The 25,603-nt window shown below is 40.4% G+C and carries 28 protein-coding genes and 2 pseudogenes; 28 read left to right on the forward strand and 2 right to left on the reverse strand.

Going from position 1 to position 25,603, the window contains the following annotated elements:
* Window positions 1-71 precede the first annotated feature (71 nt).
* The 5 genes from tsaE (at window position 72) to recA (ending at window position 4,625) form a co-directional block, all read left to right on the forward strand.
* Window positions 72-515, forward strand: a complete 444-nt coding sequence (gene tsaE / locus K1I61_RS05910; RefSeq protein ID WP_223334109.1) for a tRNA (adenosine(37)-N6)-threonylcarbamoyltransferase complex ATPase subunit type 1 TsaE — start codon at window positions 72-74, stop codon at window positions 513-515.
* Entirely contained in the window at window positions 505-1,026 is a 522-nt protein-coding gene (locus K1I61_RS05915; RefSeq protein WP_223334107.1) for a GNAT family N-acetyltransferase, read from the forward strand. Before tsaE ends, K1I61_RS05915 begins: the two co-directional genes overlap by 11 nt.
* A 4-nt stretch (window positions 1,027-1,030) precedes the next feature.
* Window positions 1,031-2,089, forward strand: coding sequence for a glycopolymer--peptidoglycan transferase LytR (gene lytR / locus K1I61_RS05920; protein WP_223334105.1), 1,059 nt, complete (start codon window positions 1,031-1,033; stop codon window positions 2,087-2,089).
* A 76-nt stretch (window positions 2,090-2,165) separates the two neighbouring features.
* Window positions 2,166-3,422, forward strand: coding sequence for a competence/damage-inducible protein A (locus K1I61_RS05925; protein ID WP_223334103.1), 1,257 nt, complete (start codon window positions 2,166-2,168; stop codon window positions 3,420-3,422).
* A gap of 54 nt (window positions 3,423-3,476) precedes the next feature.
* The gene (recA, locus tag K1I61_RS05930; RefSeq protein WP_223334101.1) at window positions 3,477-4,625 is read left to right on the forward strand and encodes a recombinase RecA; all 1,149 of its coding nucleotides are present in this window, start codon (window positions 3,477-3,479) and stop codon (window positions 4,623-4,625) included.
* 46 nt (window positions 4,626-4,671) lie between these two features.
* On the opposite strand, the gene K1I61_RS05935 is transcribed toward recA, so the two are convergent.
* Entirely contained in the window at window positions 4,672-5,226 is a 555-nt protein-coding gene (locus K1I61_RS05935) for a GNAT family N-acetyltransferase (RefSeq protein ID WP_223334099.1), read from the reverse strand.
* 108 nt (window positions 5,227-5,334) lie between these two features.
* Here K1I61_RS05935 and K1I61_RS05940 point away from each other — a divergent pair, with 108 nt between their 5' ends.
* Entirely contained in the window at window positions 5,335-6,705 is a 1,371-nt protein-coding gene (locus K1I61_RS05940) for an MATE family efflux transporter (protein WP_223334097.1), read from the forward strand.
* Between the two features lie 97 nt (window positions 6,706-6,802).
* Window positions 6,803-7,519 carry a YebC/PmpR family DNA-binding transcriptional regulator gene (locus tag K1I61_RS05945; RefSeq protein WP_223334095.1) on the forward strand — a complete coding sequence of 239 codons (717 nt, stop codon included), beginning with the start codon at window positions 6,803-6,805 and terminating at the stop codon, window positions 7,517-7,519.
* 44 nt (window positions 7,520-7,563) lie between these two features.
* On the opposite strand, the gene K1I61_RS05950 is transcribed toward K1I61_RS05945, so the two are convergent.
* The gene (locus K1I61_RS05950) at window positions 7,564-8,247 is read right to left on the reverse strand and encodes a hypothetical protein (protein ID WP_223334093.1); all 684 of its coding nucleotides are present in this window, start codon (window positions 8,245-8,247) and stop codon (window positions 7,564-7,566) included.
* A gap of 179 nt (window positions 8,248-8,426) precedes the next feature.
* On the opposite strand from K1I61_RS05950, the pseudogene K1I61_RS05955 reads away from it, so the two are divergent.
* The 21 genes and pseudogenes from K1I61_RS05955 to K1I61_RS06050 form a co-directional block, all read left to right on the forward strand.
* Window positions 8,427-8,621 (forward strand): annotated as a pseudogene (locus K1I61_RS05955) (ABC transporter ATP-binding protein); the annotation flags it as partial.
* Window positions 8,611-8,757: pseudogene (locus tag K1I61_RS05960) on the forward strand (ABC transporter ATP-binding protein); the annotation flags it as partial. The pseudogenes K1I61_RS05955 and K1I61_RS05960, both read left to right, overlap by 11 nt.
* 98 nt (window positions 8,758-8,855) lie before the next feature.
* Complete coding sequence (locus K1I61_RS05965) at window positions 8,856-9,359, forward strand: phosphatase PAP2 family protein (RefSeq protein WP_223334091.1); 504 nt, start codon at window positions 8,856-8,858, stop codon at window positions 9,357-9,359.
* A gap of 118 nt (window positions 9,360-9,477) precedes the next feature.
* The gene (locus K1I61_RS05970; RefSeq protein WP_075232356.1) at window positions 9,478-9,924 is read left to right on the forward strand and encodes a LytTR family DNA-binding domain-containing protein; all 447 of its coding nucleotides are present in this window, start codon (window positions 9,478-9,480) and stop codon (window positions 9,922-9,924) included.
* 4 nt (window positions 9,925-9,928) lie between these two features.
* Window positions 9,929-10,603 (forward strand): LiaF transmembrane domain-containing protein, encoded by a 675-nt coding sequence (locus K1I61_RS05975; protein ID WP_223334089.1) that lies wholly within the window; start codon window positions 9,929-9,931, stop codon window positions 10,601-10,603.
* Window positions 10,604-10,801: 198 nt separating this feature from the next.
* Window positions 10,802-10,966 (forward strand): hypothetical protein, encoded by a 165-nt coding sequence (locus K1I61_RS05980; protein WP_193750104.1) that lies wholly within the window; start codon window positions 10,802-10,804, stop codon window positions 10,964-10,966.
* Window position 10,967: 1 nt separating this feature from the next.
* A complete protein-coding gene (locus K1I61_RS05985; RefSeq protein ID WP_223334598.1) occupies window positions 10,968-11,996 on the forward strand; it encodes a replication initiator protein A in 1,029 nt (342 codons plus the stop codon).
* Window positions 11,990-12,166, forward strand: a complete 177-nt coding sequence (locus tag K1I61_RS05990) for a hypothetical protein (protein WP_006155105.1) — start codon at window positions 11,990-11,992, stop codon at window positions 12,164-12,166. Before K1I61_RS05985 ends, K1I61_RS05990 begins: the two co-directional genes overlap by 7 nt.
* Window positions 12,159-12,293: a hypothetical protein gene (locus K1I61_RS08985; protein WP_263284887.1), complete on the forward strand. Its 135-nt coding sequence runs from the start codon at window positions 12,159-12,161 to the stop codon at window positions 12,291-12,293. The genes K1I61_RS05990 and K1I61_RS08985 overlap by 8 nt, the downstream gene beginning before the upstream one ends.
* Window positions 12,294-12,295: 2 nt before the next feature.
* The gene (locus K1I61_RS05995; RefSeq protein WP_006154958.1) at window positions 12,296-12,505 is read left to right on the forward strand and encodes a helix-turn-helix transcriptional regulator; all 210 of its coding nucleotides are present in this window, start codon (window positions 12,296-12,298) and stop codon (window positions 12,503-12,505) included.
* A 296-nt stretch (window positions 12,506-12,801) separates the two neighbouring features.
* Entirely contained in the window at window positions 12,802-13,104 is a 303-nt protein-coding gene (locus K1I61_RS06000) for a hypothetical protein (protein WP_000564613.1), read from the forward strand.
* A gap of 18 nt (window positions 13,105-13,122) precedes the next feature.
* Entirely contained in the window at window positions 13,123-13,935 is an 813-nt protein-coding gene (locus K1I61_RS06005; RefSeq protein WP_223334596.1) for an LPXTG cell wall anchor domain-containing protein, read from the forward strand.
* A 21-nt stretch (window positions 13,936-13,956) separates the two neighbouring features.
* On the forward strand, window positions 13,957-17,652 hold the full coding sequence (locus K1I61_RS06010) for an SspB-related isopeptide-forming adhesin (RefSeq protein WP_223334594.1): 3,696 nt from the start codon (window positions 13,957-13,959) through the stop codon (window positions 17,650-17,652).
* Between the two features lie 63 nt (window positions 17,653-17,715).
* Window positions 17,716-18,204 (forward strand): hypothetical protein, encoded by a 489-nt coding sequence (locus K1I61_RS06015; RefSeq protein ID WP_223334592.1) that lies wholly within the window; start codon window positions 17,716-17,718, stop codon window positions 18,202-18,204.
* A 71-nt stretch (window positions 18,205-18,275) separates the two neighbouring features.
* The gene (locus K1I61_RS06020) at window positions 18,276-18,503 is read left to right on the forward strand and encodes a hypothetical protein (protein ID WP_223334590.1); all 228 of its coding nucleotides are present in this window, start codon (window positions 18,276-18,278) and stop codon (window positions 18,501-18,503) included.
* Window positions 18,504-18,527: 24 nt separating this feature from the next.
* Window positions 18,528-19,274, forward strand: a complete 747-nt coding sequence (locus K1I61_RS06025; protein ID WP_223334589.1) for a hypothetical protein — start codon at window positions 18,528-18,530, stop codon at window positions 19,272-19,274.
* Window positions 19,275-19,398: 124 nt separating this feature from the next.
* Entirely contained in the window at window positions 19,399-19,737 is a 339-nt protein-coding gene (locus K1I61_RS06030; protein ID WP_223334587.1) for a hypothetical protein, read from the forward strand.
* Between the two features lie 15 nt (window positions 19,738-19,752).
* Window positions 19,753-20,226, forward strand: coding sequence for a hypothetical protein (locus tag K1I61_RS06035; protein WP_101776592.1), 474 nt, complete (start codon window positions 19,753-19,755; stop codon window positions 20,224-20,226).
* A gap of 47 nt (window positions 20,227-20,273) precedes the next feature.
* Window positions 20,274-20,621 carry a PrgI family protein gene (locus tag K1I61_RS06040; RefSeq protein WP_006155160.1) on the forward strand — a complete coding sequence of 116 codons (348 nt, stop codon included), beginning with the start codon at window positions 20,274-20,276 and terminating at the stop codon, window positions 20,619-20,621.
* Window positions 20,581-22,935 (forward strand): VirB4-like conjugal transfer ATPase, CD1110 family, encoded by a 2,355-nt coding sequence (locus tag K1I61_RS06045; protein WP_223334585.1) that lies wholly within the window; start codon window positions 20,581-20,583, stop codon window positions 22,933-22,935. Before K1I61_RS06040 ends, K1I61_RS06045 begins: the two co-directional genes overlap by 41 nt.
* 25 nt (window positions 22,936-22,960) lie before the next feature.
* Window positions 22,961-25,597 (forward strand): phage tail tip lysozyme, encoded by a 2,637-nt coding sequence (locus K1I61_RS06050; RefSeq protein ID WP_223334583.1) that lies wholly within the window; start codon window positions 22,961-22,963, stop codon window positions 25,595-25,597.
* Window positions 25,598-25,603: the final 6 nt, after the last annotated feature.

Below are 25,603 nucleotides of genomic sequence, written 5' to 3' on the forward strand. Positions count from 1 at the left end.
AGAAGGAGGAAACTCCTCTTTTTTTATTACTAGAAATGTCGCAAAAGAAAACTTTTTGGTATAATAATAACATGCACATAAAAAATGAAGATGAACTAATCGCTCTTGGACAAGAGTTGGGTAGTCTACTTGAAAAAAATGATGTATTGATTTTAACTGGTGAATTAGGTGCTGGAAAAACCACATTAACAAAAGGTCTAGCTAAAGGACTAGGGATTCATCAAATAATCAAAAGTCCTACTTATACCATTGTTCGAGAATATGAAGGACGCCTACCCTTATATCACTTGGATGTTTACCGCATCGAAGGAGATGCAGATTCAATCGACCTTGATGAATTTCTTTTTGGTTCTGGTGTGACGGTTATTGAGTGGGGACACCTATTAGGCGAGGCTCTCCCATCAGACTATCTGGAATTAGAAATTCTTAAAGACGGTGAGGGGCGCGAGATTGTCTTTCATGCCCACGGTCAACGAGCAGCAGAACTCTTGCAGAGGTTGACAGATGGAGTATGATTTATTAATTCGTGAAGCAGAAGCCCAAGATGCTACAGAACTTATTGCACTTTTGGATCAGATTGGTCATGAATCTAGTTTTACCAGTCTGGATGAAAATGGAATTGCAATGAGTGAATCAGAGATGCAACGTTTTATTAACAAGCAGGCCCAGTCGGATAATCAGATTACTTTACTAGCTTATTTAAATGAAGAATTGGCAGGAGTGATCAATATAACGGCTGATCAACGTCCGCGAGTTCGGCATATTGGAGATATCTTTTTGGGTATCAAAAAAGCCTATTGGGGAAATGGTCTTGGTAGTATCTTGATGGAAGAAGCTATTGAGTGGGCCCAATCGAGCGGAAGTATTCGACGCTTACAATTGACAGTTCAAAAACGAAATCTGGCAGCTGTTCATCTATATAAAAAGCTGGGCTTCATCATTGAAGGCCAGCAGGAACGCGGCGCTTGTATAGAAGGAGGAGAGTTTCTTGATGTTTACCTGATGGGTCGACTGATAGACGAATAAATATATGGCAAAAAAAATAATCGGAATGTTTTTAGGCTTTGTTCTTGTGACGGTGCTTGGTGTGGGAGCTTATGCCTATACTATCTACCAACAAAGTACACAGACTTTAGCCAAAACTTATAAACAAATCGGAGAAGAAACCAAGGTTATCGAGGCAACTGAACCATTGACAATCCTATTGATGGGGGTTGATACGGGGAATGTTGAACGTACAGATCCATGGGCAGGAAATAGTGATTCAATGATTTTGGTAACAGTGAATCCTAAAACCAAGAAAGTCGTTATGATGAGTTTGGAACGTGATATTCTGACACAAATCCAACAACCAGATGGTAGTGTTAGAGAAGCTAAACTCAACGCTGCCTATGCTGATGGTGGGGCAGAGCTTGCCATTTCGACCATTCAAAAAATGATGAATATCCATATTGACCGATATGTGATGGTCAATATGCACGGTCTTCAAAGAATGGTTGACGCTGTCGGAGGTATCACAGTAAACAACACTCTAGGTTTCCCAATCTCTATCCAAGACCAGGAACCATTTAACACGATTTCTATCGGTGTTGGGGAACAAACCCTAAATGGTGACGAGGCGCTAGTATATTCACGCATGCGCTATCAGGATCCAGAGGGAGACTACGGTCGTCAGAAACGTCAGCGCGAAGTCATCCAAAAGATTGTTGAAAAAATTCTTAGTTTGAATAGTGTCAGCCACTATCAAGAAATTTTGAAGGCTCTTAGCGATAACATGCAGACAAATATCGAGATTACGACAACAACGATTCCTCAGTTGATGGGCTACCAAGATTCCTTTAAGAATATTGAGTCTCAGCAATTACGTGGAGAGGATGCAATGATTGACGGAATATCTTACCAAATCGTGACATCTGAGCATATGTTAGAGATGCAAAATCTTTTACGTCGTTCATTGGATAAGCCAGAAGTGACCGAATTGGAGACAAATGTAGTCTTGTATGAAAATATTTATGGGCGTTTACCACAAACAACTGGTTCTGTTGCAGATCAAGAACAACAAGGGCAACAAGGCCAACAAGAACAATAAGAAATGAAAACTAAAATCGTAGGAATTTTCCTGCGATTTTTTCAAAGAAATCCGAATAGATAGGTAGGAGGAAAAAATGAAAGCGGAAATCATAGCTGTTGGGACAGAAATTCTAACAGGTCAAATTGTCAATACCAATGCTCAGTTCTTATCTGAAAAGTTGGCTGAAATCGGTGTTGATGTCTACTTCCAAACGGCTGTAGGAGATAATGAGTCTCGTCTCTTATCCTTGTTGGAGATTGCTAAGAATCGTAGCAATCTGGTTATCCTAACAGGAGGACTGGGACCGACAGAGGATGACTTGACCAAACAAACCTTGGCACAATTTCTAGGGCGTGATTTAACTTTTGATGCTCAAGCGCAGGCTAAACTAGATGACTTTTTTGCTCATCGACCGGACTATGCCCGAACTCCAAATAATGAACGCCAAGCTCAAATCGTTGAGGGTTCAATCCCGCTACCTAATGAAACAGGACTAGCAGTCGGAGGTATGATTGAGGTGGCTGGCGTGACCTATGTCGTCCTACCAGGGCCACCAAGCGAACTAAAACCCATGGTTTTAAATGAATTGCTTCCGAGATTGACAACTGGAGCTAAGTTGTACTCACGTGTGCTACGTTTCTTTGGCATTGGCGAGAGCCAGCTAGTAACGATTCTGTCGGATTTGATTGAAGAGCAGACAGATCCAACCTTGGCCCCTTATGCAAAAACGGGAGAAGTGACTCTGCGTTTGTCTACCAAGGCTACTAGTCAAGAAGAAGCAAGAAAATCTTTGGATTGTCTTGAGGTTCAAATTCTTGCCCGCCAGACTTTTGAAGGTGTTGCTTTAAAGGATATCTGCTATGGTTATGGTGAGGAAGCGAGTCTAGCTAGTGTAGTTGTTGAGGAGTTGAAAAAGCAGCATAAAACCATAACGGCTGCGGAAAGTTTGACAGCAGGGCTTTTTCAAGCAACTTTGGCAGACTTTTCGGGAGTGTCAGCTATCTTTAAAGGTGGTTTTGTCACTTATAGTCTAGAAGAAAAGGCTAAGATGTTAGATATTCCACAAGTAGAGTTGGAAAAACATGGAGTTGTTTCAGACTTTACGGCGGAAAAAATGGCAGATCAGGCACGGCTTAAAACTCAATCAGACTTTGGAGTTAGCTTGACAGGAGTGGCTGGTCCGGATAGTCTAGAAGGGCATCCTGCTGGTACAGTTTTTATCGGTTTGTCTCAAGTATCAGGCACAGAAGTTGTTCAGGTCAATATAGCTGGAAGAAGTCGAGCAGATGTTCGTAAAATTGCAGTCATGCATGCTTTTAACTTAGTTCGCAAAGCTTTATTAAGTGACTGACTTTTGATATAATAGAAGAAGGTTCTTAGAATCATTAAAATATAGGAGAACAAAATGGCGAAAAAACCAACAAAAAAATTAGATGAAATTGGGAAAAAATTTGGAGCTGATCGTGAAAAAGCTTTGAATGATGCGCTTAAATTGATTGAAAAAGACTTCGGTAAGGGCTCAATCATGCGCTTGGGTGAGCGTGCAGAGCAAAAAGTGCAAGTAATGAGTTCAGGCTCTTTGGCACTTGATATTGCACTCGGTTCAGGTGGTTATCCAAAGGGGCGTATCATCGAAATCTACGGTCCAGAATCATCAGGTAAGACAACAGTAGCCCTTCACGCTGTAGCGCAAGCACAAAAAGAAGGTGGAATTGCAGCCTTTATCGATGCGGAACACGCTCTTGACCCGGCCTATGCAGCAGCTCTTGGGGTTAACATTGACGAATTGCTCTTGTCACAACCAGACTCAGGTGAGCAAGGTCTTGAAATTGCTGGGAAATTGATCGATTCAGGTGCGGTTGACCTTGTGGTTATTGACTCAGTTGCAGCTCTTGTACCTCGTGCGGAAATCGATGGAGATATCGGAGATAGCCACGTTGGTCTTCAAGCTCGTATGATGAGCCAAGCTATGCGTAAACTCGGTGCTTCTATCAACAAGACAAAGACAATTGCTATCTTCATCAACCAGTTGCGTGAAAAAGTAGGGGTTATGTTTGGAAATCCAGAAACAACTCCTGGTGGACGCGCCCTTAAATTCTATGCTTCAGTTCGTTTGGATGTTCGTGGAAGCACACAAATCAAAGGAACTGGTGACCAAAAAGATACCAACGTCGGTAAAGAAACTAAGATTAAAGTTGTGAAAAACAAGGTTGCTCCACCGTTCAAGGAAGCTCTTGTTGAAATCATGTATGGTGAAGGGATTTCTAGAACTGGTGAACTCTTGAAGATTGCTAGTGATTTGGATATTATCCAAAAAGCAGGTGCTTGGTACTCATACAAGGGTGAAAAAATCGGACAAGGTTCTGAGAATGCTAAGAAATACTTGGCAGATCACCCAGAAATCTTTGATGAAATCGACCACCAAGTTCGTGTTCAATATGGTTTGATTGAAGAGGAAGAAGGCTCTAAAGCAAGTGCTGCAGCTGATACGGATTCTAACAAAGAAGTAACTCTTGACTTGGGCGATGCTCTTGAAATCGAAATTGAAGAATAAAAAATAAAAGTAGCAGAGAACTGCTACTTTTTTTATTTCGTGAGGACTAGTGTTCACTAAAGCGTCGGTATTCGATACGAAAGTCGAAGTAGTTCTCTTCTTGCAATTTTTGAAAGATGTTTCGATAGGCCTCTTCATCAAAATGGTCGCCACGGTAGAGAATTTCAAAACTCATTCCCTCGTATTCCAAGAAGGCGTTGGCAGTTTTAAAGCCATTTTGTAAGTAGAAATCCATGCGGGCCTTTCTTTGCTCGAGATTATCACAGTCTTCGTCCAATCGCTCCACTTCAAGAATCATGGTACGCTGGTAAAAATCAATCAACTTTTCAATAATTTCTTTTCCATAACCATGGCTACGCAAGTGAGGCATAATGGCGAAAAAACTGATGTAGAAAGCTTTTTGATTGGAGATGGCAAAGGCAAAGCCGACAAACTCCTCCTCGTTATAAAAGGCGAAAAAGTGAGCGTCATCTCTATCTTGGTAACTTAAAAATTCTTCCAAAGAGACGCGTTCTTCTTCAGGGAAGGCTTCCTTGTTTAATTGTTCAACTTTTTCAAGGTCTGGGAATACATCTGTAATTAACTGGCTTGTTAAGCTCATACGTATCCTCCTTTTCTGTCACGATTATACCAGATTGTTTGTATCTAGGCAACGCTTTCTTAAGGAAGCTCCCTTGTTCCTCTACTAGAAAGCTGATATAATAGCCGTATGAATAAAAAATCAACGGTGGACCTAATTCATGGTCCTATCCTTCCTTCACTGATTAGTTTTGCTTTACCGATTCTATTGTCCAACATCTTTCAGCAACTCTACAATACAGCTGATATTTTGATTGTTGGGCGTTTTTTAGGACAAAATTCCTTGGCGGCAGTCGGAGCTACGACAGCCATTTTTGATTTGATTATTGGATTTGCCCTCGGAGTCGGAAATGGAATGGGAGTCGTTATTGCCCGTCTTTACGGTGCTCGTAATTTTGCTAAAATTAAAGAAGCTGTTGCGGCGACTTGGATTTTAGGTGCTATCCTGAGTGGTCTTGTCATGTTGATGGGATTCTTCGGTCTTTATCCGCTCTTACAATATCTCGAAACACCTGCAGAAATCCTCCCCCAATCCTATGAATACATCTCAATGATTGTTAGCTGTGTGGGAGTTAGCTTTGCCTATAATCTCTTTGCAGGATTGCTACGATCAATTGGTGACAGCCTTGCAGCACTTGCCTTTCTTATCTTTTCAGCCATTGTTAACGTCATTTTAGATTTGTATTTTATTACACAACTGCAATTGGGGGTTCAGTCTGCAGGTCTTGCAACCATCATCTCGCAAGGTTTGTCCGCTATTCTCTGTTATTTCTATATCCGCAAGAGTGTTCCAGAGCTTCTTCCAGAACTTAAACATTTCAGATGGAATAAGGATCTCTATGTCGATCTCTTGGAGCAGGGGCTAGCCATGGGGCTGATGGGTTCAATCGTCTCTGTCGGAAGTGTCATCTTGCAATCCTCTGTTAATGGCTTTGGAGCAGTTATTATCAGTGCCCAAACGGCAGCACGTAGAATTATGGCTTTTGCTCTATTGCCAATGACGGCAATTTCGGCTTCTATGACGACTTTTATCTCTCAAAACTTTGGGGCAAAACGTCCAGATCGTATTGTCCAAGGTCTTCGTTTAGGGAGCTATTTGAGTATGGCTTGGGCAACCTTTGCTTGTGTGTTCCTATTTTTTGCAAGTCCTAGCCTAGTTTCTTTCTTAGCGAGTTCAACAGATGGTTACTTGATTGAAAATGGAACCTTGTACCTACGTATTAGTTCTGTTTTCTATCCGTTTTTGAGTCTTTTATTGATTTATAGAAATAGTTTGCAGGGGCTTGGTCAAAAACTCTTACCCCTCATATCTAGTTTTATCGAATTTATCGGGAAAATTGTTTTCGTCGCTTGGATTATTCCTTGGGCAGGTTATACAGGTGTGATTCTATGTGAACCGCTACTCTGGCTTGTTATGACTGCACAGCTTTATATCTCACTCTCTCAGCACCCTTGGATAAAAGAAGGCAAGAAAATCTTGGCTGTCGGCGGACAATCCTAGCTTCATTTATAAAAGAAAAATCCATTTCCTCTAGTGAAAATCGACTAGACTTGTGTTATAATAAGGAAGATTAAAATGTGAAAAAAGGAGATTCCTAATGGGACGTAAATGGGCCAATATCGTAGCCAAGAAAACGGCTAAAGATGGAGCTAACTCTAAAGTATATGCAAAATTTGGTGTAGAAATCTATGTAGCAGCTAAAAAAGGTGATCCAGATCCAGAATCAAACTCAGCTTTGAAATTCGTTATCGACCGCGCTAAACAAGCGCAAGTGCCAAAACACGTTATTGATAAGGCAATCGATAAAGCAAAAGGAAATACAGACGAAACCTTTACAGAAGGACGTTACGAAGGCTTTGGGCCAAATGGTTCAATGCTCATCGTGGATACCTTGACTTCAAACGTTAACCGTACAGCTGCCAATGTCCGTGCTGCCTTTGGTAAAAACGGCGGAAACATGGGAGCTTCAGGTTCAGTATCTTACCTCTTTGACAACAAGGGTGTCATCGTATTTGCTGGTGACGACGCTGATGCTATCTTTGAACTCTTGCTTGAAGCAGATGTCGATGTAGACGATGTAGAAGCAGAAGAAGGAACAATCACTGTTTACACAGCTCCAACTGACCTTCACAAAGCTATTGTGGCTTTGCGTGAATCTGGTATCGAAGAATTCCAAGTGACAGAACTTGAGATGATTCCTCAATCAGAAGTTGAGTTGTCAGGGGATGACCTTGAAACCTTTGAAAAACTCTACGGAGTCCTTGAAGACGACGAAGACGTACAAAAAATCTATACCAATGTAGATGGATTCTAATAGAAAAGCGAACAGGCTTAATAGCTGTTCGCTTTTTTGTTATGTTAAACTTTCACCCCATCATCAGTTTGCTCTTTTCTATCTAAGCCTAGGGCAAATTTACGGATGAGAAGAAACTGGCCGTTTTCCTGCTTTGCGAAAGTGAGTACGACTGTCTTGGTGTTTGAACCGAGGGATAGATAGGTGATTTTCTTAATGTCGTAATCACCTGAGGTTGACTCAATTTCAGAATCTGGCAATCCATGCTTGCTGATGATATCTTTGTAGTTGGAGCCGCCTTTTCCTCTGTTTGCAGTGTCTCCCTCTATCAAAGCATCAAACTGTTCCTGGGTCCAAGAGAAGGTATCGGTATCTTCGATATCCTCTTCATCATAATCTTCATCTGGTCTATAATCTGGTAATTTTCCAAATTCCTCATCCTCTGTTAAAGAGGTCAGACTTCTATATGGGTGTCGAAAGTTTTTAGCCAGGTCGGTAAAAAGCCCAGAAGGTAATACTTGCGTCATTAAGACAAGAAAAACGGATAGAATACCTAGGCTTGTTCCGATAATAGCCAATATTTTACGATTTTTGAGATTAAGGCCGATACCAAAAATGCCTAGGGCGATAGCAATAATGGCAAAGAAAAAGGCTAGAATGCTAATGATTGGTAGCCAGGAACTAAGAAGGGCCAGGGTTCCAAAGATGATGGCAAAGATTCCTAAAATTTTCTCTTCTTTATGTTTCATTTGTGAGTTTCTCATTTCTAATCAGGGTGTATTCTTATAGGTGTGAGATAGTGTCTATTATAGATAAAATAAGAGCTGATGTCAATTTCTGCTTAGATAGTTCTCATTGAAACTTAAATGTTCTTATGAGAACTATTTTTACTTAGAAGGGAGAAAGAATGGATAGACCGATGTTGGTCTTTAAACGTTTTTCAATCCCCAGTCTATTGATTCGGACGACTAATGATATCACGCAGATTCAGATGCTCTTTACCATGGGACTCCAAGTGGTCACTCGTGGTCCTATCATGGTTATTTGGGCCATTGGGAAAATCCTTGGCAAGTTAGAATACTGGATTTGGGCAGTAGTGGCGGCAGTCATCGTCAACGATCTGCAATGCTGACTTGATTCTGGTCATGAAAGAAGGAAACATCATCGAGCAAGGCAATCATGAAGAGCTTATGGCTCAGAGTGGTTTCTATGCAGACCTCTACAATAGTCAATTTACAGAAGACCAAGCAGAAGAATAAATCTCAGAAGGCTTGACGGCCTTCTTTTTCTGCACTATACTAGAGTAGGAGATGCTAGCAGGCTTCTTGTGTAAAATCTAAAAATAACGAGAAAATATATGAAAAACTATCAAGAGTGGTACGACAAGAGGAAATCAAGCCTCCTTCGCTATCCACAAGGATTACAACTGATGCGAATTTTTAATCGCATGATGACAGTTCTGATGCCCTTGGCTTACTTGACCTTGTTGGGAACAAACTTTGTAAGTAAAGGGGTTGGGAAAGAACTTTCTGCTTATATTTTAGTTCCAGCTTTAGGCTTTGTCCTATTGACGCTAGTTCGTAAGTGGATCAATCAACCGCGTCCCTATGAGACTTGGGAAATTATTCCGCTACTAGACAAGGACAGCTCTGGGAATTCAATGCCTAGTCGCCATGTCTTTTCAGCAACCATCATTTCCATGGCTTGCCTGCATGCAAATCTTCCTGTGGGGTTGGTTTTGTTGGTCTTATCAGCTCTTCTCGGTCTTGTGCGGGTCTTAGGAGGCGTTCATTATCCTAAGGATGTTCTAGTTGGCTACGCCTGTGGTCTCCTCTTGGGAATTCTTTTCTTTATTGTGTAAGAAGCAAAGCAAGTGGGCTTGGCCTCGTAACCACTTACGGGTCAAAAGTGACCACTTGCTTTTTTGCCCTTGTAAAGTCTTCTGGCCTTTGGTATAGTAGATGCAGAAAGGAGATAGGATGAAGTTACGAATCGAGATTGATAGTGAATTAACTGAGACAGAGATTGTCATCAAGGCTGCAGCCCTGACAGATGAAATAGCTGACTTGCAACGACTCTTGCAAGAAACCAAGGCTCCTAGGTTGATCTTTTATAAGGGGACGGGTGAGTACTACTTAGACTTGGCAGAAATCCTCTTCTTTGAGACGGAAGGCAACAAGATTTACGCCCATACCCAGAAAGAGGCCTACGAGGTGAGACTCAAGCTTTATGAGTTAGAGTCCATCCTGCCCCGCTATTTCAGTCGGGTATCCAAGTCGACCATAGCCAATCTTCGGCAGGTTTACTCGGTTGACAAGTCCTTCTCAGGGACAGGAACTATTTCCTTTTATCAAACCCACAAGGAGGTTCACGTGTCACGGCACTACCAATCCCTCCTAAAAGAAAATCTAAGAAACATGAGGTAAGAACATGAAAAAGAAAGCATTTGGTATTGTGTTGCTAGTATTGGCAGTTTTAGTATTATTACAGGGGAATTTTGGAATCCCTTCATTTGGAGGGCAGATTTGGCCCTTGATTGGTATTGGATTTTTTGCCTATCAATCAGTTGAAGCATTGCTTCGTCGTCATTTCACTTCAGCCTCCGTTACAGCCCTAGTGGCCCTCATGATTGCTAATCATTTTTATGACATTTTACCGATTCCCAATCAATCATTGTTCTGGGCGAGTGTTCTCATCGTGCTTGGAGTAAGTATGCTGACTCATACTAACAGAACTTGGAATGGAAAAAAATTTTGGTATGACGGTGAAAAGACCATTCTGACAGACAAGGAAGTCGCTTTTGGAGCGGGTACATTTTACAAGCAAGACCAAGAATTGGTAGAAGACGAGTTTGAAGTCGGATTTGGAAATGCCAAAATCTATTATGACAATGCAGAGATGTTAGGAGATAGCGCAACCTTGAAGATAGAAGTCGGATTTGGGAATGCAGTTATCTATGTGCCCCAACATTGGAGAGTGGACCTGAAGGTAGAAACTTTTTGTGGTGCGGCCAAGGCAGATGCTCCTGTAGCCCCAACCAGCAAAACCTTGATTATCCGTGGAGACGTAGCTTTCGGGAAACTTGGTGTCGTCTACGTCAAATAAAAAAGTCTTTCGTAAGTGTCTAGAGTTTTGGGAAAATGAAAAATTAAATATCATATATCTTGAGAGAGCGAGAAAATCGCTCTCTTTTTTCGTTGCAAAAATTAAAGAAAGGAGAAAAATGTCAGATAATATTGAAATTGTTATGGATATAGCTGTGAATAAATCGCCATCAGCCGGTGATAAGAAAGGATAAACCAAATGACAAGACAAGCGCAACAATCACGTGATCTAGTATTGAAAGAAATTATGCAGTCACAAAATATGACAAGAACGAGAGCTCATTTAATTTTGAAAGAGCTAGAGGGACTTGGTTTGTTTCAGTTTTCTGACACTGGTCAGTTTTTGTTAAAAGTAGGTGTTTAGTATGGAGCGAATTTCTGCAAGACAAGTTCAATCAAGTGAAAGATTTTATAGAATACCAAAAATATTTGTTGAATCACCACTTTATAAACCGATGAGTACAGATGCTAAATTCACATACGCTATCTTGAAAGACCGTTTTGAACTATCTCTTAGAAATAACTGGATTGATAAAAACGGAGATGTCTATCTGATTTATACAATTACTGAACTCCAAGAAATTTTAGGCTATGGAAATAAAAAAGTTATTAAACTAAAAAAAGAGCTTCAGGAATATGGCCTCTTAGAAGAAGTTCGACAAGGTTTGAATAAGCCTAATCTACTGTACTTAGGCAATATTGACTATCAAGCTCCCCCTACTGAAGAAAATCACTCCCAACCATTGAAAACGGCGGAAATGTCAAAACGACACTTCCAAAAAAATCAAGGAAATGTCAAAATAACATCTCAAGAAATGTCGAAAGAACACACTAATGATACTGAGAATAACGAGACTGAATTATCTAATGATACTAATCGATACGAGGGCGAGTTATCTTTATCTGATTTATCAATTTCTGAAGCATTCAAAATGGGGCAACATGGTTTTCTTTCTCCTCAACTAGTTCAGAAACTCAGTTTGTTTGGGAAAGATGCGAAAATTCTTGAAAATAAAATCTATCAAGCAAAACGCCAAGTTGAGAAGGATTACAACAACTTAGCTGATCAGGAAATTTATGGAGAGGTTTGGCTGCAAGATCTTGAACGTGAGCTTGATAAATTGATTTTCAAAATTAAAACAGGAGAGGCTGAAGAAAAACCAATCCAGAATGTCCCAGCCTACTTCTACAAAATGATGATTCGTTTTTGGAAGATGGCTCTACTCATTGAAAAAGAACATGGTTTCCTGGAGGTATCAGGACAAAGTGAGTATGCTAGAAAATTCTCTGATGAGTGTCCTAGTCTGATTGCATACTATTATCCAGATAAATTGTCGGAGACGAAACTTAATAGCTATTTATCAGAATTGTCTAAGGGAGTTGAAACATGTTAAAAGATGAATTTAGACCAATTGATGGTAAAGTGCTAACGATAGGTCGTAGCCCGAATGAGAAAATTTACATGGTTCCTAAAGCTGTTTTTGATTTACCGAAAAAAGAAAGAGCTGAGAAACTCAGTCAAATTTTCTCATCATGGCAACAGAAAGAGGATAGTAATGTTTAAACTAGTTACAATGGCTTTCTTATTGGTCTTAGCTTATGGAATAGGGCTTGTCATGCTGGAGCTGAAGAATGCTCCTCTAATGGATGATGAAAATCTATCAAGTCCAAATAATGAAGGAGACAAGTAGATGTGAGTAAACAAACACAAAATCGTATTAAAAAATTACGAAAACAGGCTAAGTTATCACAACAGACTTTGGCTGATCAGATAGGAGTGTTTCGCAACACAATATCTAACTGGGAGACAGGATATAGTCAGATAAGTCTTGAAAATGCTAAAAAAGTAGCAGAATACTTTGGTGTAACCATTGAATACCTGTTAGGATCAGAATCGGACTAAACCTAGTAAAGTTAAATCTATATTGACCGAGAAGTCGTTAAACTATAGACCTTTGAAAACTGAATACAAGGCTTGCCCTGATGCAGCGTGGCTATGGATAAAAAAGAAACGGGGGCGAGTAGCAAACTAGAAAAGGATATCTAGTCCAGCCACTGAACGAAAAAGCATGACAACTGTCATAAGCTGAAGGAGTAAGGGTTACTAGACTATAAACCCAGCGTATAAAACACCGATGTAAAAATACGTTTTTACACAGCACAGCGTAATTTTCGCCTTTCAACTTCAAGGAGAAATCTATGATAGATGAAATAACGGTCAGCCTAAAGGACTTAAAAGTTTTAGGAAAACAAGGAGGTGCGACGGCTCGCTTAGAGGACGGCACAGACCTTATCCTGAAGCCAGACTATGCAGTCAAACAGGCTAAAGGATACGTAGACGGTCTTTTAAGGGATGTTGAATTTCATTTGCCTTATAAAAAGGTTTATGATCAAATTCGCACTATTAAGAGAGATGCTCAAGTTATAGCTCGAAAAGTTAAGACACCATTAGGAATGGAACTTCGTTTAACTGGGAGAGGTTATAATCGCCAAACTAAATAAAGAAAAGGAAAAATCAAAATGAACAAGAAAAATGTATTAGCTACACTAGCACTTTCCACTATCGCACTTGCACAAGCTGGTTATGTATCAGCAGATGAGATTGCACCAATTGATTCTTCTGCCCCAGCAACAGAAGTTGTTACGCCAACAACACCTAGCGCTTCAACAGAAACAGAGGCACCAGCAACTCAGCCAACAGAGCCTTCAGTTACTCCAGTTGACCCAACAACACCTAGTGTACAAGACAAAGACAACGCAGGAAGTCTTGATGGAGTGACAACTGATAAACCAGCACCTTCAGACAAGCCACAGGAAAAGGATAATGCAGGTAGCCTCGATGGTGTGCCAACACCATCAGATAAACCACAAGACAAAGACAACACAGGAAGTCTTGACGGAGTGACAACTGATAAACCAGCACCTTCAGACAAGCCACAGGAAAAGGATAATGCAGGTAGCCTTGATGGTGTTCCAGATGAACAGCCAAAAACTACTGATCAAGCGAACCAGCAAGGTAAGTCACAAATTGGAACTACTTCAACTTCAACAGGTCAAGTAGTGCATGACGTGACAAAAGAACCAGTTGAAACGAATACAGGAGCTTCAATTGTTAGCACGCAAAACGGAAATGTAGTCCTTTCAAATGGATCTGTAGTAGCTCCTGAAGAGATCGGTGGTACTGTTAACGAAGATAAGACTATCTCTGTTACTGATAAAGAAGGCAAACTTAAAACACTTCCAAACACTGGAACTGCAGAAAGCATTCTAGGTACTATTGGGGCTATGTTGTTGACAGTAGTCAGCTACGTCTACAAGAAGAAACTATTTTAATTAAGTGAAGGAGAAAGAAAAATGACAGAAAAAACACAAGGACACGGATATTTCCGTAAGAAAAAATGGGCTAAAGGCCTAGTATCAGGAATTGCAGTTGCAGGTATTGTAGCCTTCTCTGCAGGTTCAGCATTTGCGGATGAAGCAGTTCAGCCTGAAAGCAAAAACGACAATAACATTTATGCTACACAAGCTGGTAAAGCAACAGGAAGCCAGTCTGTAGCGATTGATAATGGATCAGTTACAAAGGCTGCTGAAAAAGCAAAAGAAGCAGGGGTGAACGTTTCTGAAACTCAGATTGTTGATAAGGGAACAGATACCACTGCTCCAAAACTTGAACAGTCTAAGTCTGAGATTAAACAAGATCAGGACAAGCAAGTCAAGGAACTTGAAGAAGCGACTACAAAACAAGTTGAAAACAATACAGCCTTCAATGAAGCGCAAAAAGCTATTCAAGCTAACAATCAATTTGTAGCTGCTGAAAAAGCCAAGCATGAAGGGGAAACAACTGTCACAGTGACGAATGACAGTTCGACTGCTACAGATGGTTCAGCAGACAAAAACAAGAAAGCTACTCAAACAGCTAAGAAAGTCTTAGCAGAAAACCAGCAAGCTGTCTCAACCTACCTGGAAGAAAAAGGGAAGTACGAAGCTACTGTCAAACAAGCTACTGAATTAAATCAAGCAGTAGAAACTGCAACTGCTGAACTGAAAAAGAGCGATGTTACTGTCAGTGTAGTAACACGTACAGTTTCTTCAGTTGCTGAAGTAGAAGCATTGAAGAAACAAAATGACCAGGCTATTGCAACTGCAAAAGGTAAAGTGGAGCTTAACAAAGCCCTCATGGCTGCCTACACAGAGAAGAAGAATGCTAGTGATCAAGTCAACCAAGATGCTGAACGCAAATCAACAGAATTGAAAAACTCTGGTGTACTTCTCAGTTCTAAAACCCAAGAAGTTTCTTCAGCTGATGAAGCTAAGCAAATTGGGAAACAAAACCAAGCAGCTTATGACAAGGCTAAGAAAGCACAAGCGGACTGGCAGAAGAAATACAATGAACTTCAATCTAAAACAAGTACGGAAGGGTACACAAAAGAGGTTGTCTTACAGGCTCTCAGTCTTGCTTCGGCCAATCCAAATGCTAACGTAAAATCTAGTGCTTCTGGCGCTAAAGAATTGACTACAAGCTATATCGCTTCTTCAAGTGGAAATTCTGGATATGGTCGCATCCTTGACTCGACTAAAGTCTTGAAATACAAGGATGTTGGAACTGGCTGGAAAACAGAAGTTGACTACACTAATTTGAAAGGTTTGACTGTTTCAACTGCAGATGGTCAAAAGCATGATATTTCTCGTATCCATCGAAAATTTGAAATCCTTAATCAAGGGAAGACAGGACTAAACGATGTCTATGTCTTGAATGATCCAACAGAAGGATTCGTAGTAGCTCGTAACGATGGAGCTGGTTGGGCAGTGGACTACATGAATTTCTTGGTTACGGATACCTACTACTACAAGATGGATGGGAAAGAAGTAGCGTTCAAAGCAAGTGAAAAGACACCTGCAACTTTGACCTATTCCTCACTCAATCACAACCGTGTTGGTTGGGAAGGTGCAAAAGCCATCAATGGTACCCACGTTGAAATCAATGGCTCAACTGTAACCTATAACAAAGAGTATGGTTATGTTTACGCTGAAGGCTATAACCGTGAGGAAGAGGTAGGTCATCTTTGGGATACATCTGACTCACCTTATCAATACAAGGGAGCTGCACTTGGTGTCTTTAAGGAAGGGACAGCCTTTACATCTGAATTCATTCAATGGGAAGGCTCTGCAGAGTCAAATGGACAAACTTATTGGTTCGCATTGAATACGAAGGTTGTAGCGCCAGTTGTTGAAGTTCCAGCTACTGCAACTATCACAAAAACAACTGTGAAACCTGTCAAAACAGAACCTGTATCAGCTGAATTGGTCAATGCGAAGAATCCAGTTAAGCCAACCTTGGCGCTTAAAACTCTTTCTGAAACCAAAAATCAGAAATTATCTGCAAGCTATCACGGCTATAAATTACAGTATAAGCCAGTTGTAACTAAATCTGTAGCAGATACAGATAAGACCAATACAAACGGTCAAACAGTTGCTAAAAATGCTACTCAGCTTTATACATTGCATCATGACAATATTTATGCGAACCTTAAAAAAGGGGATGAGATTACCATCATTGATCCGCTGGAAGCTGGAGCAGTCCCTGATGTTGCTGTTACAAAGGCTGCTGCAGAGAAAGCAGGATGGGGCGTTGCCTATGATGCAGGAAAGAATACGTATACCTTTACTGCAACCTACGAAGGGAAGCGTCTAGCAGCTCCTGTGATTACCTGGAAGCCAATCTATGATAAGGGCTTCTATGACAACACTTATAAAGTGTTAGTGAATAAATACGAGGTGTACTCAAACACTGTTACCAACAACACACCGAAACCACCAAAACCAGTCAAAGCTGTTCTGGATCGCTCTGGTAAGGATATCAATGGTGCGACAACATTTGACCGCAACGTGACCTTCCGCTTGATGACTGATTATAGCCCATACACCAAAACTCTTGCTTCAGCGAGCGCACTTGGTAAGAAGTTTGCTATTTTGGATGATGTCCAAGATGGTGCATTCTCAGTTTATCAAGGTAATATCAAAATGACTGCTGCAGGTAAAGACGTGAAAAACCTCTTTGATATGTACCATGTGCTCTCAGATGCAGGTCGTACAGATGCAATCAATAAAATCCTGAAGGAATTGAACTTGCAACCAAGAGGAGAGTTCTATCTCTGGGTAGCGAAGGATTCTAAGAGTTTCTACCAAAACTACGTGAAGAAAGCCAAAAATGTGACAATCGATCTCCCAGCTAAACTCTTGGTTAAAGCAGGGGAGAAAGTCGAGAATGACCTTAAACAGATTGACTTTGGTAATAGCTATCAATCAAACCTTGTCACTATCTCGGTTCCTGATGTGAATCCAGAGAAACACGCCTTGGATCAAAAGGATAATAAAAAAGTCTTGGACGGCCAAGAAGTACAGATTGGTCAATACATCCGCTATCTACTTGATGGCGTAACCGTGCCTGCTAAGCACGATAGCCTCTTCCAATATGATGGTAGTGACCAGTTGGATGTGGTTCATGATCGATTCACAGGTAAGTGGCAAGGTATTTTCAAGGGGACAGAGTACACAGCTGCTAAAGACCTTATCTTGCAATATGATGTCATCCTGAAGGATGGTAAAGTAGTCAAGGCTGGTGACAAGATTCCCAAAGGGACATCTTATGCTTTCTTGTTTGAAGTGAACCAGGATACAAATCCTGACTTCCTCAAGAAAATTGTGGCCGTCAAATGGGACGAAAAAGCAGGCAAGTGGTCTTATGTTATCAACCAGGATTTCCTAAACTCTTTAGGTGTAAAAGGCACGTTCGATGCAGACTTCTATCTAGAAGTCGAACGCATCGCAGCGGGGAAGGTTGAAAATACCTTTATCAATACAGTAAATTTACAAGAGATGACGGCTAAAGTGACAACAACAACGCCAGAACCTCCAAAACCTGAAAAACCTGGAAAACCAAATCCCCAACCATCACTTCCAAATACAGGGTCAGCAGCAAGCATGCTTCCAGTTGTGGGAATGATTTTGGGATTATTGAGTCTTGCAGGTCTTCGTAAGTATAAAAAATAGAACATCTAGAAATTCCCCCTCATCTATGGTATAATGAAGCCATAAAAAAGAGGGGGAAGAGAGATGAGAAAGGACACGAAAATGGATGCACATGTGACTAGAAGTGGATACAGATACTATACCCCAACTAAAACAAAATCAGAAGTAACCAAACCTGAAGAAGAGAAGAAGTGGAAAAAAGGCCTGCGTTGGCTAGGAAAAGCCATCTGGTCAGGAGTAAAGAACCTACCGAGTGTGATTGCGAGAGCTGCCGTTTTGATGGTTGCGACTCCACTCATGTTTCTTCTCTTTATCTTTAATCTGATTAAGAGCTTGATTGCAACAGCAATTGGTTGGTTTGTGTTTAAGATTGTAGTTTCATTTTTAGTAGTATGCTATTGGGCATTTCTGACAAAAGAAGGTACTATTCCATCCGAAATAGAAGCCTGGTATACTAACTGGGTATTGCCTGAAGGTGTTCCAATCTATCACTGGTGGGAAACGACTATTATCGTTGTCTTGGCTGTAATTACAGCCCTCTCTCTAACTTTTCGTCCAACGGATGAAATATAGTATTAAATAAACAAAGTGGGTACTAGGAATCTTTCTTAGTACCTTTTTATAAAAGAAAGTGAGAAAAAATAATGAGTGCAGTTGTAGATTTTATTAACAAAATTGGGAATATCGGTGGAATTATCGGTATTGGTTGGGCCGCTTGGGGTGCCTGGGACTTAGCAGTAGGAATCAAACGTGAATTGGATGACAAGAAGGATAAAGGAATTCAAAGTTTGATTTTAGGCGCTCTTCTTGGTGCCGTCCTAAAAGCCCTCTTTACAGCTTTAGCAACAGGTCTTCAAACTCTTGGCTCGTAAGAGGAAGAAAAAGGAGGTGGTTTTATGAACCAATCCACACTTGATCAACTAACCATGAGTCTGAAAGACTATAATGCGACAGCTTATGAATTGATGGAAACTATTTCGGGTTCGATGGAGAAGGTAGCCATTTTGCTTCTTCTCCTTTTTATGGGGATCAACCTCATGAACTGGCACCAGCATCTTAAAAGCAATGGTGGAGAGCTGTCTTTTCAGCTTTGGATTGAAGAAATCCTCAAGTATGCTATTGCACTCTTTTTTATCCTCTATGTGGATGCAATTTTTGATGCCTTGTCATGGTTGTTCAATGTTATCATTAAGTTAGTAGCTAAAAATGCTACAGATCCTTTCAGTTCTGAGGCACCAGATTTTAAAGGCTTAGGTGCTATGGAAAAATGGTTCTTTAAGATTATTTATGGGGTTGTTGATTTTGTCGGTCAGATATCGACTAAGTTGTTGATCTTGTTGCGCTCTTTTACACTTTACACGTATAAGGGAATCGCTAAAATTATTGTCGCTTGTTACATGGTGGATAGCTTACGTCCGATCTGCCTCGGTTTCTTTAAGCTCTATGCTGCTGCTGTCCTTCAGGGCTTGATTCTAGTGGTTGTGATCATGCTTTACCCAGCTATTGTCACGAATGATCTCTTGACAGTTGAGAAAACTGGAGCTTTTATAACTGCCTTAGTTGCGATAGCTAAAGGAATTATTTACATTGTCATGCTCTTTGGTAGCCAACGTATGGCCAAGAATATCATGCAGGTGAACTAGATTATGGTATAATAAAAGGAGAATGAGTGATGATTGAAAGGGGTATAATAATCCTATGAGATCTACTATAAAAAATTATTATGAAAGATGGACGAAACGGCATGAACTCCGATACAAGGAGGCTTTGGATTACTATAAAAAGCAGTCGCAAGAGGCATTGTTAGCGGAATTGACAGAGCTGGAAATAAAAAAAGAGAGAGCTTCTCGTAGCTGGAAATTATTGGTAGGTCTCGTATTAACGATTATTTTTTCGGATGATTTGAAACGCCTTCTTGCGATTTTATTTTCACCTCTAACAGGCGTACCTACCAAGGAATTGAACGAAAGTGTATTACTGAGTATCATTATAACACTGTTTATAGTTTTGCTATTTTTGACTATTTTAGTTTATAATTTTAGTTACTCGTTGGTATTAAGACGGTATCTCATTTTAAAACGTTACATAGAAGAACATCATACCTGAATATAGGAGACGAACTTGTATAGAAATCGATTTTTTGAAGTATTAGAAAGCCCTTATACACCTTATATTGCAGTAGAGTTAATCTACGCAATAGTTACCATTTGGTTTAATATCAGTCTTGGTAATTTGAATAAGCAACTAACACATCATTTTGATATTGATAAAATGATAACTCGGAAAGATGTGACGATTGCTTCACATGTTATGTCATATAAGGATAATTCCTCTTGGAACTATTTACTATTTGGTATTGTGTTGATTATTATCGGTTTTATGATACCTATAGTTTATTCAGTGATAAATAAGTCTAGTTATAAAATAGAAACAATCAAAAATTTCATTTGGTTTATTATCGTTATAGTTTCAGTGGTTAATTTCTTTTTAATTACTTCAATTTCGAAAGCTCTATTAAGTCCGATAATTATAGCAACTTTAATAGTGTGCGCAGTAGGAGCAATATTTGGAACTTTTGCAATTTCTAACACTTAAAAGTATAAGGCAGCCATTATGGCTGTTTTTTTAATGAAAGGAATAGAATGACACGTTTAGGCAGTGAATTTTTAAAGGCTTTAGATAGCTACGAAAGGCCAGTTTTAGGGTATATGACACTGAGACAGTTAGTGCTACTATTTGGTATCGCATTGACAGTAGTTGTCACCACCATCCTCTATTGGCTGAAGGCACCTGATATAATCCTTTATGGCGTTGATATTTTATTATTAGCGCCTTTTGTTATTTTCGGGTGTTATATTGATGAAAAAATTAAAGATGAGGTCCGTTTCCTTTTGACTAAGCAGGAACGCTCTTATCAGACAGATTATGACAGAAAGGAATATACAAGAAATGAATTTATTCGGCCGAAAGAAAACCCTGAAACTCTCTAAGGAAGAACGGGAACGGGCCAAACGTCTAAGACGTACCATGACGGCATCTACACAGAATAGTCTTAATTATCAATGGTTGATGCCTGATGGGCTCATGAAAATTACAAATGATCAATTCTCAAAGACCTATCGCCTAGGTGATACAAGCTATATTACTGCAACAGATGATGAGCGAATTGATATCATTGAAACAAACGCTGATATTTTTAATTCGCTGGATATTGACAATGATATGCAGCTATTGATCCTGAATCGTCGAGTAGAAAGCAATAGCTTATCTTCTATCCGCTATGATTTGGTTGGGGATGGATATGACGATTATCGTAAAGAGTACAATGCGATGATCAATGATCGTTTCTCTCAGGAACAAAATACCTTCAAGGTGGAAAAATATCTGACGATTACTACCCAAACAGACCAGGATCATCAAGCTAGAAGAATCCTAGATGATACAGCCAGCGTGATTGAAAGTCAATACAGTGGTTTAGGAATCTCCTTTAAGGAGTTAGAGGGCTTAGATCGTCTTCTTATCTTCCGAAAACTCTTGAGGCGAGAAGGTTTTATTGATTTTAACTATGAAGACATCGCTATTTCTGGATTATCTACCAGGGACTTTGTAGCTCCAAACTATCTGAAGTTTGAAAAAGATCATATGAGAATTGATGATTGTTTCGCAAGGGTGATGTATGTTAGACAATATCCTACCTTCTTGAATGACAAACTGATCAAGAATATCCTGGATACAGGAATTGAATTGGCTATCAGCCTACATGCGAAGCCCTATGATACTGCAGAGGCCCTGAAGAAAATCAAGACAGTTAAGTCAAGTGTACGCAGGGAAATGATCAAAAGTCAGAAGGCTGCCGCAAAAGAAGGCTATGGAAGTGACCTGGCTGTTGGTGGGAAGGCTGTGGAGACATCTCGTGAAACAGAGAAATGGACTGAAGAACTCCAGGACAATGACCAAAAAATGTTTTCAGGTGTGATGACAGTTTTCTTCATGGCTGACACTCTGGAAGAGTTGAATATCTACACTGAGCAGGTTCAACGATCTGTCCGTAAGAATACGGTAGAACTGGATAAGTGTTACTTGTACCAGGAAGAATCCTTGAATACGATTCTACCGATTGGGATTCCATTTATCAACGTAAAACGCCGTTTTATGAGAGATATGACTACCAGTAACTTGGCCACACAAGTCCCATTTACCAACGTAGATCTTCGATCTAGCAGTCCACGTGCAATTTATTATGGCCAGAATCAGCTATCTAAGAACGCAATCACAGTTGACCGTAAGAAAGACTTGAATACAGGTTCAGGTTGTATTTTTGGGAATTCAGGATCAGGAAAGTCAGTTCTTGCTAAAGGAGGAGAGATTATTCCTACCAAACTACGTTACCCTGAAGATAATACCATTATCGTCGATCCTGAAGATGAATACAGTGATATTGGCCGAGAATTAGGTGCTGAAATCATCACAATCGCTCCTGGGTCACAACATCACTTCAACTTATTGGATCTACCTGATAAAGACAAACTGCAGGCAGAAGATAGTGATCCGATTGGCCAAAAATCAAACCTCTTATCAACCTTGTTTGAGAATATATTCTCTGAAGTATCAGACGATGAATTTGCGATGATTGACCGTGTAACGAGACAGACCTATGAGGAATTTGAAAAACCAACCTTTAAGGATTGGCAAGCCGTTTTGGAACGTCAACCTGAAGCAGTTGCTAAGGATCTGGCGCTGAAGGCAGAACCTTATACTATTGGATCAAATGATATCTTTGCACACCCTACAAACGTCAATATGAATAGTCGCTTTATTATCTTCAATCTCAAGCAGTTGAGTGGTAAATTGAAGCCATTTGCCCTCCTGGTGATTCAGGACTTTATCTGGAACCAGGTAGTCAATAACCAAGGTAAAACCATTACATGGTTATACTTTGATGAGTTGCAGCTCTACTTCAAGAATAAACTCCAGGCAACCTTCTTTACAGAACTATACTCACGTATTCGTAAATATGGGGCCATTCCAACAGGGATTACACAGAATCCAGAGACTGTTTTATCTACAGAAGAAGGTAGAAAGCTAGTCGCAAACTGTGAGTTTCTAGCCCTCCTGAAGTTGAAGCGGACAGACCTAGAAGCCCTGGAGCAGGTTATTCCTCTTACGCCTTCACTGGAGCGATTTGTCTTGCGGCCAAAAGCGAAAGGTACTGGTTTGATCGTGGCTGGGGATACGATTGTCCCATTTGAAAATCCTATCCCTAAAGATACCAAACTGTATCAATTGGTTGCGACAGATGGTTAAAAAATAGAAAGAGAGGTAATTTCTTTTGTCTAAAAGTAATCGCAAACAATTAAAACAGGAACGCAAGCGGAGAATCAAAGAAGGAATAGCCCTCAATGCTGAAAAAAAACCTAAAGAAGCACGTTTAGACTCAAAAGTTGTTTTTAAAGAAGCTAAGAAGAATTATCGCTTAGCGAACAAAAATTATAAACTACATAAAGGACCTCAAGCAACAGCTAGAGGTCTTTTCTTTAAGCAACAACGTGATCGAGCAAAGTTGGAAAAACAAATTGCAACAACGCTCTATAAACGAGCTAAAAAGGCTGATGACAGTTATATCCCTAACCGCCTGAAGAAACGTGCAAAACAAAGTGCCCGAATGAAAGTGAGACACGATGTTGAGAAGACAGTCAGAGATAATGAGATTCTTGGAGACTGGGTTCAGGCGAGGCAAAATATTCGTCAATTTAAGTACCAGGTAAACGCCTCTAAAAGAGCTGCAAAAGTTGCAGGAAAGCTATCTAAGTATACTATTAAGCATAGTTATGGTCAGCTTAATAAAAGCTATAATTTCATCAGAGGGCGAGGATATACTCGGACACCAAAAGAGTTCTCCTGGGAAGGAAAACTCAGCAAAAAAATGAAACATGCCAAAAAGCGACTGGGACGTTCAAAGTTTGGGAAGGCATCAAAACGTACAGGAAAAGTCTTAAAATTTGCGACAAAGCCCCTGCGCTTCCTCTTAACCAATCCGTTGGCAGTCAAGTCCTATTTCTTAATGTTCCTCATCTTTGCCGTATTTGGGATATTTATGTCTGTTTTTGGAGGAAGTGGTCCAGTCCAACAAAATGAATTTGACTTGAACAAATCCTGGCTTCAAATCAGTAAACGAGATCGAGAGAAGTCCAATGATAAGGTAGACTATTGGACAAACATCGATGACATGATCTTTTTCATGAACTTTCGCTACGGTAGCGATTGGAAACCAGAAAGTAACTGGAATGAGGGGACTGGTGGTGAATGGGCTGGGGCGTTAGGTTTTAATCACTATTCTGATGCCTTGAATGATCTTTGGAATCATTTGAATGATGACCCTCACAACTTGAAAAAGATGGTTGACTTATATGGTCCCTCATCAGAACTAAAGTGGGCTAAGTTGAGTGATAGCGAGCTAGAAGAGTATAAAGAGCTAGAGGAGTTGACTAAAGAGGTTGGTCGATACCCCTCTTATCAAGAACTAGCTAACCCTTTTTACCAGGAGGACGATCCTTCTTATCAAGCCCCTTTAGTTATCCTGAAGCGGTTTGGTTATACCTCTAAGAGTGAAATCTATGAGAAAACACAACTAAAAGCTTCAACAGGACAAGCTCTAAGAGCTCCTATTGACGGTCAAGTCAGTGTGACAGATGATACTACTGTATCCATCAAAACAGATAAAGCCATCTTTACTTATGAAGAGGTAGGAAATATCCGTGTTTCTGACGGTGATCAGGTCAAAGCTGGAGACGAGGTTGGGAAGGTAACGGCAAATGGTTACCAGGTCATTCAGTATCAAAAACTGGAGGAAAAAGAGACAAAGGATAAGAAAGAAAAGTGGACATCAGTCAATCCAGGCTTTTACTTTCAATCTGTCACGTACAATCAGACAACCTCAGTCATTACTACACTTGATGGTGATTTAGGACAAAAATCACGAGCGATAAAAGACTACTTGAAGCAAAAGGTACCAGGGCTGACAGATAATGGTTTGGCAGCCATGCTTGGAAATTTTGCAACAGAAAGTAATATCAATCCTAAACGTGCTGAAGGAGATTACCTTAACCCACCAGTAGGGGCTGATTCTTCTTCCTGGGATGATGAGTCCTGGTTAGCTATTGGAGGACCCGCTATTTATAACGGAAGATACCCAAATATTCTCCATCGAGGCTTAGGACTAGGTCAGTGGACAGATACAGCGGATGGTTCCACTAGGCACACTCTATTATTGAATTATGCAAAATCAAAAAATAAAAAGTGGTACGATTTAGAACTGCAGTTAGACTTTATGTTAGAGGGAGATACTCCTTACTACATCACTGAACTGACATCGATTCTAACTAGCACAGAAAATGTAGAGACACTTACAGAGCGTTTCCTGGTTAACTGGGAAGGGAACTCTGGAGATAAGGTCTTAGAGCGCCAGAATAATGCCAAACAGATCCACGCTTTTCTTACCCAACAAGTTCGAGGAGGTGGAGCGTTAGCATCTTCCTGGAATTTCCCTGAAGAGTATAAGTCAAAAGTGGAACACCCTCCAACACAGGCTTCTATGACTACACAACAAGGAAGCGGTTATGAAGTGGGACAATGTACTTGGTATGCCTATAATCGTTTAGTTGAACTAGGAACGATTACAGACTTATCAGGAGCTTATGGCTATCTTGGCAATGGTCAGGATTGGGTGGCAAGCCTGGTCGCAAAAGGATGGCGATATAGTACGTCTCCAACGAAAGGTGCCGTTGTATCAGTTCTAGGTGGATTTGGTGGGACACCAGGTGAATACGGTCATGTTGCGATTGTGGAAGCTGTGAACCCAGACGGTTCATTCCTCGTTTCGGAATGTAATATCCAAGGAGTACAGGATAAGGTCCATTTTTCTGTCCTTTATCCAGCTTACTACTATACGTTTGCGACACCGAATTAAAAAAGA

It is taken from the genome of Streptococcus infantis (assembly GCF_019929665.1).
Taxonomy (GTDB): Bacteria; Bacillota; Bacilli; order Lactobacillales; family Streptococcaceae; genus Streptococcus; species Streptococcus infantis_H.

Excerpts from the sequence above, each read along its gene's own strand:
- tsaE (WP_223334109.1), top strand. The coding sequence starts at position 72 with ATGCACATAAAAAATGAAGATGAACTAATCGCTCTTGGACAAGAGTTG.
- K1I61_RS05915 (WP_223334107.1), top strand. The coding sequence starts at position 505 with ATGGAGTATGATTTATTAATTCGTGAAGCAGAAGCCCAAGATGCTACA.
- lytR (WP_223334105.1), top strand. The coding sequence starts at position 1,031 with ATGGCAAAAAAAATAATCGGAATGTTTTTAGGCTTTGTTCTTGTGACG.
- K1I61_RS05925 (WP_223334103.1), top strand. The coding sequence starts at position 2,166 with ATGAAAGCGGAAATCATAGCTGTTGGGACAGAAATTCTAACAGGTCAA.
- recA (WP_223334101.1), top strand. The coding sequence starts at position 3,477 with ATGGCGAAAAAACCAACAAAAAAATTAGATGAAATTGGGAAAAAATTT.
- K1I61_RS05935 (WP_223334099.1), bottom strand. The coding sequence starts at position 5,226 with ATGAGCTTAACAAGCCAGTTAATTACAGATGTATTCCCAGACCTTGAA.
- K1I61_RS05940 (WP_223334097.1), top strand. The coding sequence starts at position 5,335 with ATGAATAAAAAATCAACGGTGGACCTAATTCATGGTCCTATCCTTCCT.
- K1I61_RS05945 (WP_223334095.1), top strand. The coding sequence starts at position 6,803 with ATGGGACGTAAATGGGCCAATATCGTAGCCAAGAAAACGGCTAAAGAT.
- K1I61_RS05950 (WP_223334093.1), bottom strand. The coding sequence starts at position 8,247 with ATGAAACATAAAGAAGAGAAAATTTTAGGAATCTTTGCCATCATCTTT.
- K1I61_RS05965 (WP_223334091.1), top strand. The coding sequence starts at position 8,856 with ATGAAAAACTATCAAGAGTGGTACGACAAGAGGAAATCAAGCCTCCTT.
- K1I61_RS05970 (WP_075232356.1), top strand. The coding sequence starts at position 9,478 with ATGAAGTTACGAATCGAGATTGATAGTGAATTAACTGAGACAGAGATT.
- K1I61_RS05975 (WP_223334089.1), top strand. The coding sequence starts at position 9,929 with ATGAAAAAGAAAGCATTTGGTATTGTGTTGCTAGTATTGGCAGTTTTA.
- K1I61_RS05980 (WP_193750104.1), top strand. The coding sequence starts at position 10,802 with ATGACAAGACAAGCGCAACAATCACGTGATCTAGTATTGAAAGAAATT.
- K1I61_RS05985 (WP_223334598.1), top strand. The coding sequence starts at position 10,968 with ATGGAGCGAATTTCTGCAAGACAAGTTCAATCAAGTGAAAGATTTTAT.
- K1I61_RS05990 (WP_006155105.1), top strand. The coding sequence starts at position 11,990 with ATGTTAAAAGATGAATTTAGACCAATTGATGGTAAAGTGCTAACGATA.
- K1I61_RS08985 (WP_263284887.1), top strand. The coding sequence starts at position 12,159 with ATGTTTAAACTAGTTACAATGGCTTTCTTATTGGTCTTAGCTTATGGA.
- K1I61_RS06000 (WP_000564613.1), top strand. The coding sequence starts at position 12,802 with ATGATAGATGAAATAACGGTCAGCCTAAAGGACTTAAAAGTTTTAGGA.
- K1I61_RS06005 (WP_223334596.1), top strand. The coding sequence starts at position 13,123 with ATGAACAAGAAAAATGTATTAGCTACACTAGCACTTTCCACTATCGCA.
- K1I61_RS06010 (WP_223334594.1), top strand. The coding sequence starts at position 13,957 with ATGACAGAAAAAACACAAGGACACGGATATTTCCGTAAGAAAAAATGG.
- K1I61_RS06015 (WP_223334592.1), top strand. The coding sequence starts at position 17,716 with ATGAGAAAGGACACGAAAATGGATGCACATGTGACTAGAAGTGGATAC.
- K1I61_RS06020 (WP_223334590.1), top strand. The coding sequence starts at position 18,276 with ATGAGTGCAGTTGTAGATTTTATTAACAAAATTGGGAATATCGGTGGA.
- K1I61_RS06025 (WP_223334589.1), top strand. The coding sequence starts at position 18,528 with ATGAACCAATCCACACTTGATCAACTAACCATGAGTCTGAAAGACTAT.
- K1I61_RS06040 (WP_006155160.1), top strand. The coding sequence starts at position 20,274 with ATGACACGTTTAGGCAGTGAATTTTTAAAGGCTTTAGATAGCTACGAA.
- K1I61_RS06045 (WP_223334585.1), top strand. The coding sequence starts at position 20,581 with ATGAATTTATTCGGCCGAAAGAAAACCCTGAAACTCTCTAAGGAAGAA.